Here is a 13,763-nt window from a genome sequence, read left to right on the forward strand (position 1 = left end):
GCTCCTTAGGCGCTGGCGATCGTGTGGATCGCTTCGCGCACCTGCTGGAAGGTGCCGCAGCGGCAGATATTGGTGATGGCCTCGTCGATGTCGGCGTCGGTCGGCTTCGGTTTCTCGTTCAGCAGCGCCGCCACGGCCATGATCATGCCGCTCTGACAATAGCCGCATTGCGGAACGTCCTGGGCGATCCAGGCTTCCTGCACCTTGTGCAGTGAGTTGCCGGACGCCAGTCCCTCGATCGTGGTGATCTTCTTGCCCTCGGCTTCGCTGACCGAAACTCCGCAGGCGCGGATGGCGACACCATCCATGTGAACGGTGCAGGCGCCGCATTGTGCGATGCCGCAGCCATATTTGGTCCCGGTCAGGCCGGCATTCTCGCGGATCGCCCACAGCAGCGGGGTATCCGGCTCGACCTCGAGCGTGAAGGTTTTTCCGTTGATTGTTAGATTTGCCATCGCAAGTCCCCTGATTGGCCCAATCCACCGATTGGACTCAGGGGCGCAATGTGTCCGGCAAACTGGAACTGTTCAAATCAACAGTCCGCGGGGTAGCTGTCGAAGATTCCCCTCCCTGGACGCCCGCGGCACGGCTTGGGGCGACGCCTGCCGGCTTCCCCGCGCAGACATTCCGGGAACAGTGAGCGACAGTTTGTCTCTTTTGCTGGGATGCAAGACGGAAACGCTCTGCTACACTAGGATCGAGTCAAAAGAGGTTCCATGACCGTACCGCAGCCTTGCAACGTGTTGATGCTCTATCCGCTCTTCTCGGCGGAGTCCTTCTGGAGTTTTGGCGAATCCTGCAAACTGATGGGTGTGAAGCGCCCCGCTGCTCCCCTTGGCCTGATCACGGTTGCCGCGATGCTACCCGAGAGCTGGACGGTGCGCCTGATCGACTGCAATACGGGCCCCCTCGCGGACGAGGATCTCGCCTGGGCCGACGTGGTCTTCACCGGCGGAATGATGCCGCAGCAGGCGGACACGCTGCGCCTGATCGAGCTGTGCCGTGCGGCAGGCAAGCCGGTGGTGGTCGGCGGTCCGGATGCCACGTCCAGCCCGCACATCTACGAACGTGCCGACTTCAGGGTGCTCGGCGAGGCCGAAAGCGTCATAGCCGAATTCATCGCGGCCTGGGACGGCGGCGCCCGCTCCGGCGTCTTCACCGCGCCGAAATTCCAGGCCGACGTCACCACGACGCCGGTGCCGCGTTTCGACCTGCTCAAATTCGAGGACTATCTCTATCTCGGCGTGCAGTATTCGCGCGGTTGCCCGTTCACCTGCGAGTTCTGCGACATCATCGAGCTCTACGGGCGCGTGCCGCGAACCAAGACCAACGTGCAGATGCTGGCGGAGCTCGATCGGCTCTACGCAATGGGCTACCGCGGCCACCTTGACTTCGTCGACGACAATTTCATCGGCAACAAGAAGTCGCTGCGGCTGTTCCTGCCCCAGCTTGCCGAATGGCAGCGCGCCCACGGCTATCCCTTCGAATTGTCGACCGAAGCCTCGGTCAATCTGGCCGATGATCCCGAGCTGCTCGATCTGATGGGCGCCGCCAATTTCTTCGGCATCTTCGTCGGCATCGAAAGCCCGGACCCCGCAACGCTGGTCGCGATGCGAAAGAAGCAGAACACGCGGCGCAACATCGCCGAGAGCATCCACAAGATCTACGCCGCCGGCATGCTGGTCACTGCAGGCTTCATCGTGGGCTTCGACAATGAGAAGGTTTCGATGGCCGAGGCCATGATCGACTTCATCGAGGAGGCGGCGATTCCCGTCAGCATGGTCGGCCTGCTCTATGCCTTGCCGAACACGCAGCTCACGCGCCGCCTGGAGCGCGAAGGCCGGCTGCATCCGGGCCACGACCTGGCGCCGACCATCGGCGCCGATCAGTGCACGAGCGGCATCAATTTCGATCCGGTCCGCCCGCTGCGCGACATCCTGATGGACTACAAAACGGTGCTGGAGCGCATCTACAGCCCGGCGGCCTATGCGAACCGTGTCGACCGGTTGATGACGCTGCTCGACCGTTCCAAGCAGCGTCACGAACTCGCCGAAGGCGACATCCGCGCCAGGGTCGGCGCGATGGAGACCGTGCACCGCGTGGTCACGGCCATTCCCGAGGCGCGCGGACCGCTTTGGCAAACCTTCATGAACTGCGCCAAGCGCGACACGTCATCGGCGCGGATCGCCGTGCAGATGATCGCGGCCTATGCGCATCTCGGGCCGTTCTCGCGCAAGGTGATCGAGGCCATCGACGGGCGCCTTGCCGCGCTCGATGACGAGGCGGTCGTCCCGGCGGCAACGATCGAGGCGACGGCGGCCCGACATCTGGCTTGAGGGTCTTACTTCACCGCAAGCCGCAGGAAACTCATCACGCTGCCGAGCGCGGCGAAGCCTGCGCCGAGTGCCAGAGCGACGGTTGCGCCATCGTGACCGGCCAGCGCGAAGCAGAGCGCAGCGAGTGCGGCCCCCGTCGTCTGCCCAATCAGACGCGCGGTGGCGACGATGCCGGAGGCGCTGCCGCTACGGTGTGGCGGTGCGCTTGACATCACCGCCTTCATGTTCGGCGCCTGGAAGAAGCCGAACCCCATGCCGCAGATCACCATCCGCCAGATGATGTCGGGAATGCTGGGGTTGCTCGGAAGCAAGGCCAACAGCGCCATGCCGAGGCCGAGCAGCACGAGCCCGATGCCGCCGAGCAGACCGACGGCATGGCGATCGGAGAGGCGCCCCGCAATCGGCGCCATGATGCCGACCACCAGCGGCCATGGCGTCATGAAGAACCCGGTCTCGACCTGCGAACGGCCCAGCACGTCCTCGAAATAGAACGGCAGCGAGACGAAGGCGAGGCCCTGCACCGCGAAGGAGCAGACCGCGGTCGCCGCCGACAGTGCGAACATCGGCCGGCTGAACAGGTCGATCGGCAGCATCGGCGCGGGATGGTCGGCATGGCGGCGCGTCAGGATGAAGCCGAGCACGAGGGCGGTGACCAGTTCGACGCCCACGACCACCGGCGACAGATTATGTGCGGCGCTGCCGATGCCCGTGATGAACAGGCCGAGGCAGGCCGACGCCAGGATCGCGCCGAGAAAGTCAAAGCCGTGATCGGCCCGCGGCGTCTTCGGCAACATCGCAAAGCCGATGCCGATCGCGACGAGGCCGAACGGGATGTTGACCGCGAACAGCCACGGCCACGGGCCGAATGCCAGGATGGCAGAGGCAATCGATGGACCGAAGGTGAAGGCGGTCGCGACCACCAGCGCGTTGTGGCCGAAGCCGCGGCCGAGCATCCGGCCGGGATAGACGAAGCGCACCAGCGCCGTGTTGACGCTCATGATGCCGCTGGCACCCAAGCCTTGCAGCGTCCGTGCGACCAGCAGGCTCTCCAGCGACCACGCCACCGCGCAAAGCAGCGAGGCGATGGTGAACAGGATGAGGCCGCCGAGATAGATGCGCTGGTGCCCGACGATCTCGCCGAGCGCCCCGAGCGGCAGCAGCGTCGCCACCAGCGCGATCTGGTAGACGTTGACCACCCAGACCGATTGCTCCGGGCTGACATGCAGATCGGCGGCAATGGCGGGCAGCGCGATGTTGGCGATTGCGGTGTCGAGCGAGGCCATTGCCAGCGCGGTGAAGATCGCGGCTATCGCCCAGCGCCGCTGCGTAGCCGGCAGGGCATCGGCGATGGGGTGGTCAGGCTCGCGCGCGGCGGCAGGTAACGTGATGGTCATTGCGTTAGCGCGTTTCTCCGGCCGCATGGGTTCGATGGTCTTTCCGGCATGTACTACGCTTGGCGCGTCTTCCACAGGCACATGCGTGCATGCTGTGTATGCGTGAAGGTGAGGCGATCATGCCATGCCCTGGCGTATGATCATGTCACGTCGGCAATGCAGGGGATCATCATGCATATCGTCGTTCTGCCCGGTGACGGCATCGGGCCGGAGATCACGACCGCGACATCGGGCGTGCTGCGCGCGGCCTCCGAGCGCTTCCAGCTCGATCTGCGCCTGGAGGAGCACGCGGTTGGGCATGCGAGCCTGAAACAGTTCGGCACGACGGTGCGCCCCGAGCTGCTCGACATGGTCCGCGCCGCCGACGGCCTGATCCTGGGTCCGACCGCGACCTTCGACTTCAAGGACGAGGCGCATGGCGAGATCAATCCGTCGCGGCACTTCCGCAAAAGCCTCGACCTCTACGCCAATGTCAGGCCCGCGCGCACTTATGCCGGCCGGCCCGGCCGGTGTGGCGATTTCGACCTCGTCGTGGTGCGCGAAAACACGGAAGGATTTTACGCCGACCGCAACATGGAGCTGGGCAGCGGCGAGATGCTGGTCACGTCAGACGTCGTGATCTCACTGCGCCGGATCACACGGGCGTGCTGCGAGCGCATCGCGCACGCCGCCTGCCGGCTGGCGATCAAGCGCCGAAAACATCTCACCATCGTGCACAAGGCCAATGTGCTCAAGATCGGCGACGGCATGTTTTTGGAGATCTGCCGCGAGGCGGCGAGGGCCTATCCCGGCCTCGAAGTCGATGACATCCTCGTCGACGCCATGATGGCGCATGTGGTGCGTGACCCCGACCGTTTCGACGTCATCGTCGCCACCAACATGTTCGGCGACATCCTGTCCGACCTCACGGCGGAACTGTCCGGCAGCCTCGGCCTCGGCGGCTCCCTCAATGTCGGCGACCGCTACGCCATGGCGCAGGCGGCGCACGGCTCGGCGCCTGACATCGCAGGCCAGGACGTCGGCAATCCGGTGTCGCTGATCCTATCGACGGCTCTGCTGCTGGCGTGACATGGCGAGAGGAGCGGCGCTGTCCGCTACGAGGAAGCGGCGCGTGCGATCGAGGCGGCAGTGGCGAAGGCGGTCGGCGAGGGCAGGGCGACGCGCGATGTCGGCGGCAAGCTCGGCACGATCGCGGCGGGCGCCGCGATCGCGGAGATCTTGCAGGCGGAGTGAGCTGCTCCAAAACAAAAAAAGCCGAAAACAACCCCATGCACAGTAGAGAGGGGCTTGATCAATAAGGGTTTTTCGGATCGCACCGCGACGACATTCCCCGTCCCGATCACGTTGACACGTCGGGCAAAACACCGGCACGATGCTATCCTTGGCGCCGTTCGCGGAAAAGGCCCTGCGTGTGTGCTTCGTCGCGCCGTGGGTGCGGTCGCCGGAACTGAGAGCAGAGTTTCTGGAAGCGTTCATCAAGGCTGGACTGGCGGAGTAGCGGCTGTCACAAGCAGCGCACGGGCATTGTTGCTGGCGCAGGCGAGCGATCTACTGAGGTTCCTGTTTGTCGGCTATTTCTCGCGCAGCCAAGCTAAGCTCCAACTCTCTTAGCTGCTCGATCAAAGGTCTGCGATCTCTTGATAATCAAATGGCGTCAGTGAATCGACGCCGCGTGACGTCATCTGGTCTTGAAGAATGGTCGCCATCATGGCTTTGATGCTCATGACTATTGCCGCAAAATTTGATCGGCTTAGGAATCAACGGAGAGTAGACGCCAAGACTGACGACGCGCAACGGCAAGGATCTGCTTCGGGGGCCGTACAATCACGGGCGACGCTCGGGTCCAATATTGCGCTGCGAAGCGCGCGTCTTGCGCAACAAGGCACTTCGCTCCGATCGCTTTAGGCTCCGCATCTAGCCGAACAACCTGTTTGCCGGGATGCTGAGATCATGAAGCCGGGGCTTCTGGGCAGACGCCGCAGCCTCGTCTCCGCAACATCGAACTCGCGCGTGCCATTCGATCGAGACCTACGAAACAGTTCGTTAGCTTTCATGTGGCTAGCTGGGAGCGTGCCGATTACCGCCGATGCGGCACACATTGGAATGGGAATGCCGGCCCCGGCTGTTCACCCCATCCTACGGCCGGGGCCGTTTTGAACTTTCGCAGCATCGTTCAAACCCGGTTCACAACCATGCTTAGAGGCATTGCTATCGCGCTATTTGGAATGGGCATCTTTTCTCAACTTGATCAAGCGCTCTTCCATGGCCGCAACACTGACGGCGCGCTGAGGCTCATGCGGGAGATTAGCCGAGGCTTCGGGCTGTAAGGTACCGCCCCGCCCGTCTCATTCATCGGGGGCAGCGCCTTACGCGCACCACGACGGCTACTTCTTCAGCGTTATTCCCATTGTTCGCGCCATTCGCCTCACTGATCCGGCGTAGCGGCCCAATTCGGCGGCTATCTTCGATGCGCCAACTCCCTGCCGGGCGAGCCTGACCAATCGCCGGACTTCCTGCTCGGCCCGCTGCTTTGGCTTTGGTGTTTTCATGGTGCGACGCTCGGCGGCACCAGTGAGCCCGAACAGCCAACACTTGGGAAATTTACGGGTACTGGAGGAAAGCGCGGCGCGAATGGGCTTGCGCAGCACCGGCGCCGGCGGGGCCGTGCTAAAGGATTAATTTGACTTCGTATTTGGCCTAAATTATATAATTTTATTTAATTTATTTATTTCATTTAAACCGCGGCAGCATTTCGATCTAAGCGTGTTCTGAATGAGTACTGAAACCAAGCGACCAGGCCGAGCAATCGCTCCATTATAATTGTTATCGAAAGAGGCGTGATACATGCGCCGACCAATTGATACTGCACCGAGGAACGAAGACATCTGGTTGGAAGATGCGACCGGCGTTGTTGAGATCGCTCACTGGTCGCCCGAGGCGGGCAAATGGGTTTGGAAGGACGGCTCCCCAATCAACAATGCGCCGACCCATTGGTATCCTGGGTATCCTGCAACTGAGGATGTCGATCCAGAGGACGAACCATCAGGCAGTCCGTTCGCAGCAGCTGTCATCTTGATCCCCGTCATCTTCGTTGGGGCGGCGATGCTCGGTGTGTTCGACCCATTCAAAGCGCGAACGATTCATGACGTGACGCGAATCGGCGGCGAGAGCGTCTTCAGCCTCGATCAGCGGCCGGACATCGCGAGCGGATCGCAAGCACTCCTTCAGCGCGAAGCGACCGGACCCCTGATGCTGGCTGTGCCGGCAAGCATGGTGCGGCAGCAGCTCGACGAAAATTCTCCGCGCAGCGACGCACTCGCCAGTGAGCTGGCCGCGGCGCACAGAGAGCTTGATGAAGCGGTCCAGCGCACGCACACGGCGGAAAACGTCGTGGAGGAGCTGCGGAAATCCCTTCAAGAGGAGCAAGCCCGCAGGGCCGAGCTCGCGAACGAACTTGCCGGAGCCCGCCGCGAGATCGACGCGCGTAACGCACAATCCCGCAACGCGGACGATGTGGCCTCGCAGCAGAGAGACGCAGCGGCGGGGGAGATCGCAGAACTGCAGCAGTCGCTGCAGCAGGAGCGGCAAAGGAGCGTCCTCCTGGTGAAGCAGGCGAACGCCGCGCAGGCAGCAGCGGCGAACGCCGAGCAACAACGTCACGAGGCGCAGTCACGCGCCGCCGCACTCGCCAGCGAACTTGCCGGAATACCTCGCGGATCGCTCACGGCGGCAGCTGCGGCCGCGGAGGAAAGCGAGGCGGCGGACCGGGAGAACGCGGAGTTGCGGCAGTCTTTGCAAGACGAGCGGCAGAAGAACGCCGTTCTCATCGCCGAGGGCAAAACAGCGCAGGCGGTAACGGCCAATGCCGAACAACAACGGCGCGCTCTCGAAGAGGCCGAGGCGCACGCCGCCGCGCTGGCGAGGGAGCTTGCCGAAACGCGCCGTGACATCGAAACCCGAAACGCGCAATTGCGCGAGGTGGACGCTGCGGCCTCGCAGCAGAGACAGGCAGCGAACCGAGAGATCGCCGAACTGCGGCATTCGCTGCAACAGGAGCGGAGCGGGACCGAAGCCAGGGAAGGCGAGGGTGCAACGGTATTGAGCCCCACCGACGCGCGCCCGCCGGTGGAGCAAGCAAATGGAGGCCCGATCTTGCCGGCGCCGCAGAACGTGGAATTGACTGCAGCCGGGCTGCCGATAATCGCAGACCAAAACGAGGTGGAGGCCCGATTGATCCCGCGCGCCAGGGCGTTGCTCGATCAGGGAAATATTGGCGCAGCGCGGATTGTACTTGAGCTTGCGGCTGAGAAGGACATTGCGCAGGCAAGTTTCATGCTCGCGGAGACCTATGATCCCGCGGTTTTGTCCGCCTGGGGTACCTATGGAACGCGCGGTGAAGCGGCCAAGGCGCGAGAGCTCTACGCGAAGGCACAGAGGGGCGGTATTCGCGGAGCCAAGGAACGGCTCGATGCGCTGCATCGCTGACAATGGACTTGTTGCTGCAGGACTAAAAAGGTTGTGATGACTGATCCGGAAGGAAACGACATGAACAAGGCGCCAAGGTCACTCGCGTTGCTCCTGCTCGCCGGGTTGGTGCCGGTCGCGCTGATGCTTCAGACGGCCTGCGTGGAAGCCCAAACGGTGAAAAACGCCAAGGCCGATGCACAGCTCGTCCGACGGCCGCTCCCGCAAGAGAACGAAAAAGACCGGATGAACGCCTGGACCGTCGGGCTCGCCGGTGGCCTGCTCGAAGGCGCACCGATCCGCCTCGCCGCAGAAATGGCCCGCGTCGTCGATGACGGAGCGGATCTGCAGCTCCTGCCGATCGTCACGCGCGGCGCCACCGATAATCTGAATGCGTTGATCTATTTGCGTGGTGTCGACACCGCCATCATCAATTCCGACGCGCTCGAGGAGTACAAGATCCAGGTTCCGCAGATCCGCAGTCGCATTACTTACCTGCTCAATCTCTTCCCGTCTGAGCTGCACGTTTTTGTGCGACCGGAGATCACAAGCCTGCAGGACCTTGCCGGCAAGAAAGTAAACTTCAATACCCAGGGCACCGCAGCCGCCTATTCAGGACCATTGATCTTCAGCCGTCTTGGCATCGACGTCGACAAGACGTTCATTCCGCATCAGGTTGCCCTGGAACAGATGCGCAAGGGCGAGATGTCGGCCGTCGTGTTCATCACATCAAAACCCGTCGACGCCTTCGTGCGCGGCCGCTGGGAGGCGGGTTTCAAGCTTCTCCCGGTCCATTACGACAGGAGGTTCGAGGACTATTATCTGCCCGCGACCCTGGACGCAAATGAGTATCCCAATCTGATCAAGCAGGGTGAGCGGGTCTCGACCATCGCGGTGCCGACAACGCTCGTTGCGTTCAACTGGCTGCCACATTCGAATCGCTATCGACGTGTGGCGCGCCTTGTCGAGTACCTGTTCACGCGAATCGACCGCCTGCAGGCACCGGGCTTTGATCCGAAATGGCAGTCGATCAATCTCGCGGCAACCGTCCCTGGGCTGACCCGCTTCCGGGCCGCGCAGGAATGGCTGGATCGCAACGCGCGCAGTGCACAGGCGCGGCCATGAAAACTGCCGCTCCTCCGCTCGCCGTTGCCTTCAACGTTGCCTGCGGAATCGCATACGCGCAAAGCACGAGCGATCCCATGGAAACACTCCGGGCTTGTTCGGCAATGGAGGGACCAGCCCGGCAGGCATGTCTGCAGGACTTATCACGTAAGACTCCACCGCCCGGTCGGCGGGCGTCGGACGATAGCTGGCTGGTCAGCGAGACGACCTCGCCAGTCGACTATTCACCGATCGTCACCGCCACCACCTCTTCTGTTAGAGGCTCGGATGGCGCCGCGATGCAACTCGCAATTCGCTGCCGCAAAGGCCGCACGGAAGTCGTTGTCGCAGGACCGGCGGTGTCGCGCAGGGCCAATGAATACGCCATCTCCTTTCGACTCAATGAAGATCCGCCAATGCAACTTACGGCAGTCTCGCCCTCGTTCGGCTCCGGCGTAGCGTTCGGGGGTGACGTCGTGCAGTTGCTGAAGTCGCTACCCGACGACGGTCACATCGTTGTGCGTCTTTCGACCCGCGCTGACGCGGTGCAGGAGGGACATTTCCTGCTCAGCGGATTCAAGAATGTGCGCGAAAAAACGGCGGCTGCGTGCAAATGGCCACATACCGTCGCCAGACCAGGAAAGTGACAGCCATGCGAGAGGAGACACCAGATGATCAAACTCAAGTCGGCGATAGCAGTCCTCAGCGGCTTGGCGATGCTGCTTCTGGTCGGATCAAACGCGCAGGCGGAACCGGACAATCAGCTGAGCCCGCAGGCGAGTGAGAAGAGCCAAGCGAGCAATCAGAGGCACCCGAGTAGACAGAAGCAGGCGAGCAAGCCGGAGCACAATCACACGAGCAAGCAGGCACCTGCGAGCAAGACGTCGCTGGCTCAGGCGACCAAGCCAGAGATCGACAGGAAGTCGCATCAGCTGATACTGCAGGTTAACTCCAACGAACCTGCGACAATGAACCTCGTCCTCAACAATGCGGCCAATGTCGCGCAATACTACCGCGATCTCGGTGAAGCAGTGTCGATCGAGGTTGTCACCTTTGGCCCTGGCCTTCACATGCTGCGCGATGACACGTCGCCGGTAAAGCCGCGCATCGAGGTGCTCGCGATGAGCCATCCCGAAATTTCCTTCAAAGCCTGCGGCAACACCCAGGAAAATATGCGTAAGGCGGAGAACAAAGACATCAATCTGATTCCACAGGCGACGGTTGTGAAATCTGGTGTCGTCCGCGTCATGGAGCTGCAGGAACAGGGCTGGAGCTATGTCAAACCGTGAGGTCCGCCGGCAATGCGGCCGCGGGATGAGCCGCTATTGAAGCATGTCGCCTCCATCGAGCAAAAACTGGATCTCATCGTCGTCCGGCAAACCGGACATGGCATGGTTTTTGCGGGCCGATGGGATTCAGGAGTCCACCCCTAAAACTGATACCGTCGCAACCCGCCATCCACCGGGATCACGGTGCCCGTGATGTAGCGCGCTACCGGCGAGGCCAAGAACACCGCGAGCGCCGCAAGGTCCTCCGGCTCGCCCCAATAGCCGACCGGGATCTCTTCCTCGGCAAAGCGCTCGCGATAATCCGGCGGATAGTTGCGGCGGATCTGCTCGCTCATGATGCGGCCGGGCGGGATGCAGTTGATGGTGATGCCGTGCTCGCCGATTTCGCGTGATAGCCCCTTGGCCCAAGCGTGCACGGCGGCCTTGGCGGCGAAGGCGGCGTTCAGGCCTTCCGGCTCGGACTTGCCGGTGATGTTGACGATGCGGCCCCATTTGCGCGCGATCATCTGCGGCAGCAGCGCATGCGCGATGCGGCGGTAGCTGGTGAAGTTCAGCGCGATCGCCTCGTCCCATTGGCTGTCGGGCGCATCGACCGGCAGCGGGCGGCTGCCGCCGGCATTGTTGATGAGGATGTCGACATGACCGAGCTCCTTCAGCGCAAAAGCCGCGATGTTCTCCGCCGCGTCCTTCGCCATCACGTCCTGCTCGAACGGCGTGATCAGCCCGCCGCCCACCTCTTTCGCCACTTCGGCAAGCAGGTCGGTCCGCCGCGCCACGCCGACGACGCGGACGCCTTCGGCAGCCAGGCCCTTGGCGATGGCGCGGCCGATGCCGATGCTCGCGCCCGTGACAACAGCGGTTTTCGATTTCAGCCCGAGGTCCATGGTCACACGCTCTCTTGTTTGCTTTTTTGCTTGTTGCTGTTCGTTTCCTGCCCTGTCCCGCCGGCTTGCGAATTGCCTGAGCGGGACGAGCAGTGGTAACCAAGAGCAACGGTGAAGGAAACACGAAAAAGAAAAGGCGCCGGCGATGGTCTGGGATCCGCAGCAATACTTAAAATTCTCCGGCCACCGGCTTCGGCCCGCCATCGACCTCTTGATGCGGATTCCGGAATTCGCCCCGCGCGAGGTCGCCGATCTCGGCGCAGGCGCCGGCAATGTTACAAAACTGATCAAGGAGCGGTGGCCGAACGCGACCGTGACCGGTGTCGAGGGCTCGGCCGAGATGGTTGCCGCCGGCCGCAAGGCGGCGCCGGATGTGGAATGGTCGCATGAGGATCTCGGCCATTGGCGCCCGGCCAAGCAATATGATCTGGTCTATTCCAATGCCGCACTGCACTGGCTGCCCAATCATGCGGCACTGTTTCCGTCCGTGATGGAGAAGGTGGCGCCCGGCGGCATGCTGGCGGTGCAGATGCCGCGCAACTTTCTCGCGCCGTCGCATGTCCTGATTGGCGAGACGGCGCTGAACGGTCCGTGGCGGTCCAAGGTCGAGCATCTCGTCACGCCGCCGCCGGTTGAAGGGCCGGCCTACTATCACAATCTTCTTGCTCCAATGTCGGCCAATGTCGACATCTGGGAAACCGAATATCTGCAAGTGCTCGAAGGCGAGAACCCCGTCAAGGAATGGACCAAGGGGACCTGGCTGACGCGCTATCTCGACGTGCTCGAGGGCGACGAGAAGGCCGCGTTCGAGGCCGTCTATGGTGAGCGCGTGGCAAAGGCCTATCCGAAGAATGCCACGGGACAGACCCTGTTCCCGTTCCGGCGTCTCTTCATGGTCGCCCAGCGCAAGAGCTGATTGCGCTGCAATGCGACATAAGCGCTCGCATCCCCTGACGGGCGCGGGTGCCGGGTTGCGCATTCAACAGCCGTCAAGATAGCTTGAAGGTAGCTTGGCTGCGGCAAATTGGGCTTAGGTCTAGTTGTTCAGGTGGCGGATTGCTGCCACTACTCAAACCGGAAAACAAAAAGACCCGGTTTTAGAGGTTGTTGGGAGGTTACTTCATGCGCAAGCTGCTTCTTGCGGTCGCCGCCGTGGCCATTCTTGTGGCCCCTGCCGTCGCCCAGGCCCAGAGCCCTGTTATCATCAAATTCAGCCACGTCGTCGCCAACGACACTCCGAAGGGCAAGGGCGCCTTGAAGTTCAAGGAGCTCGCCGAGAAGTACACCGACGGCAAGGTCAAGATCGAAATCTATCCGAACTCCACCCTCTACAAGGACAAGGAGGAGATCGAGGCGCTTCAGCTCGGTTCGGTGCAGATGCTCGCGCCCTCGACCGCGAAATTCGCACCGCTCGGTATCAAGGAGTTCGAGGCGCTCGACCTGCCCTGGCTGTTCAAGGACGACCAGACCTATGCCAACGCGATGAAGGGCACGGTCGGCAAGTGGCTGTTCCAGAAGCTCGAGACCAAGGGCATCACCGGGCTCGCTTATTGGGACAACGGCTTCCACATGCTCTCCGCCAACCGTCCCTTGATGAAGCCGACCGATTTCCAGGGTCTCAAATTCCGCATCTCCGGATCGAAGGTTGCCGACCAATATCTCCGTATCCTGGGCTCGATCCCTCAGATCATGGCGTTCTCCGAAGTCTACCAGGCTTTGCAGACGGGCGTGGTCGACGGCTGCGAGAACACCGCGTCCAACTACCTGACGCAGAAGTTCTACGAGGTGCAGAAGGACATCACCGTGTCCTATCACGCGCATCTGCAATACGCCGTCATCGTCAACTCGAAATTCTGGTCGGGCCTGCCGCCTGATATCCGCACCCAACTCGAAAAGGCAATGGCGGAGGCGTCCGACTACACCAACTCGATCGCGCGCCAGGAGAACGAGGATGCGCTGGCCGAGATCAAGAAGACGGGCAAGACCACGCTGCATTATCTGACGGACGCCGATCGCAAGGCGTGGCAGGAGGCGATGCAGCCGACCTACAAATGGGCGAAGGGGCGGGTTGGGCAGGAAGTGCTCGATCTCGTCGCCAAGGAACTCGACGTCAAGATGAACTGACGGCGGCGCTGTTACGTTATAAGAACAACCATGAACGGTCGGGGGTGATCGCACTCCCGGCCGTTGCTCTTGAATGATGAGCCAAGCTGGGGGACCAAGTTGCTGCGTGTACTGAATCGTGTGCTCAATCATCTCGAAGAATGGCTGATCGCGACGATGATCGCGGCT

General features: G+C 62.2%; 10 protein-coding genes and 1 pseudogene. 8 read left to right on the forward strand and 3 right to left on the reverse strand.

The window, feature by feature from the left end:
* Window positions 1-5 precede the first annotated feature (5 nt).
* Window positions 6-455 carry a (2Fe-2S)-binding protein gene (locus tag IVA80_RS33175; RefSeq protein ID WP_247439235.1) on the reverse strand — a complete coding sequence of 150 codons (450 nt, stop codon included), beginning with the start codon at window positions 453-455 and terminating at the stop codon, window positions 6-8.
* Window positions 456-716: 261 nt separating this feature from the next.
* Here IVA80_RS33175 and IVA80_RS33180 point away from each other — a divergent pair, with 261 nt between their 5' ends.
* Window positions 717-2,336: a B12-binding domain-containing radical SAM protein gene (locus IVA80_RS33180; RefSeq protein WP_247439237.1), complete on the forward strand. Its 1,620-nt coding sequence runs from the start codon at window positions 717-719 to the stop codon at window positions 2,334-2,336.
* Window positions 2,337-2,341: 5 nt separating this feature from the next.
* Here IVA80_RS33180 and IVA80_RS33185 read toward each other — a convergent pair whose 3' ends face one another.
* Complete coding sequence (locus IVA80_RS33185; protein ID WP_247439239.1) at window positions 2,342-3,730, reverse strand: MFS transporter; 1,389 nt, start codon at window positions 3,728-3,730, stop codon at window positions 2,342-2,344.
* Window positions 3,731-3,901: 171 nt separating this feature from the next.
* Here IVA80_RS33185 and IVA80_RS33190 point away from each other — a divergent pair.
* The 5 genes and pseudogenes from IVA80_RS33190 to IVA80_RS33210 all read left to right on the forward strand — a co-directional run bounded on the left by IVA80_RS33190 (window position 3,902) and on the right by IVA80_RS33210 (window position 10,587).
* Window positions 3,902-4,963: pseudogene (locus IVA80_RS33190) on the forward strand (isocitrate/isopropylmalate family dehydrogenase).
* Window positions 4,964-6,574: 1,611 nt separating this feature from the next.
* On the forward strand, window positions 6,575-8,215 hold the full coding sequence (locus tag IVA80_RS33195; protein ID WP_247439241.1) for a hypothetical protein: 1,641 nt from the start codon (window positions 6,575-6,577) through the stop codon (window positions 8,213-8,215).
* A 60-nt stretch (window positions 8,216-8,275) separates the two neighbouring features.
* Window positions 8,276-9,319, forward strand: coding sequence for a TAXI family TRAP transporter solute-binding subunit (locus IVA80_RS33200; protein WP_247439243.1), 1,044 nt, complete (start codon window positions 8,276-8,278; stop codon window positions 9,317-9,319).
* Entirely contained in the window at window positions 9,316-9,945 is a 630-nt protein-coding gene (locus tag IVA80_RS33205; RefSeq protein WP_247439244.1) for a hypothetical protein, read from the forward strand. Before IVA80_RS33200 ends, IVA80_RS33205 begins: the two co-directional genes overlap by 4 nt.
* Window positions 9,946-9,969: 24 nt before the next feature.
* Window positions 9,970-10,587 carry a DsrE family protein gene (locus IVA80_RS33210; RefSeq protein ID WP_247439245.1) on the forward strand — a complete coding sequence of 206 codons (618 nt, stop codon included), beginning with the start codon at window positions 9,970-9,972 and terminating at the stop codon, window positions 10,585-10,587.
* Between the two features lie 140 nt (window positions 10,588-10,727).
* Here IVA80_RS33210 and IVA80_RS33215 read toward each other — a convergent pair whose 3' ends face one another.
* Window positions 10,728-11,471, reverse strand: coding sequence for an SDR family oxidoreductase (locus tag IVA80_RS33215; RefSeq protein ID WP_247439355.1), 744 nt, complete (start codon window positions 11,469-11,471; stop codon window positions 10,728-10,730).
* A 145-nt stretch (window positions 11,472-11,616) separates the two neighbouring features.
* Between IVA80_RS33215 and IVA80_RS33220 the strand changes: the two genes are divergently transcribed.
* Together IVA80_RS33220 and IVA80_RS33225 are read left to right on the forward strand one after the other, a co-directional pair.
* The gene (locus tag IVA80_RS33220) at window positions 11,617-12,387 is read left to right on the forward strand and encodes a methyltransferase domain-containing protein (protein ID WP_247439246.1); all 771 of its coding nucleotides are present in this window, start codon (window positions 11,617-11,619) and stop codon (window positions 12,385-12,387) included.
* A 206-nt stretch (window positions 12,388-12,593) separates the two neighbouring features.
* Complete coding sequence (locus IVA80_RS33225) at window positions 12,594-13,595, forward strand: DctP family TRAP transporter solute-binding subunit (RefSeq protein WP_247439247.1); 1,002 nt, start codon at window positions 12,594-12,596, stop codon at window positions 13,593-13,595.
* Window positions 13,596-13,763 lie beyond the last annotated feature (168 nt).

Origin of the sequence: Bradyrhizobium sp. 139 (assembly GCF_023074175.1) — a bacterium.
In the GTDB taxonomy this organism is placed as follows: Bacteria; Pseudomonadota; Alphaproteobacteria; order Rhizobiales; family Xanthobacteraceae; genus Bradyrhizobium.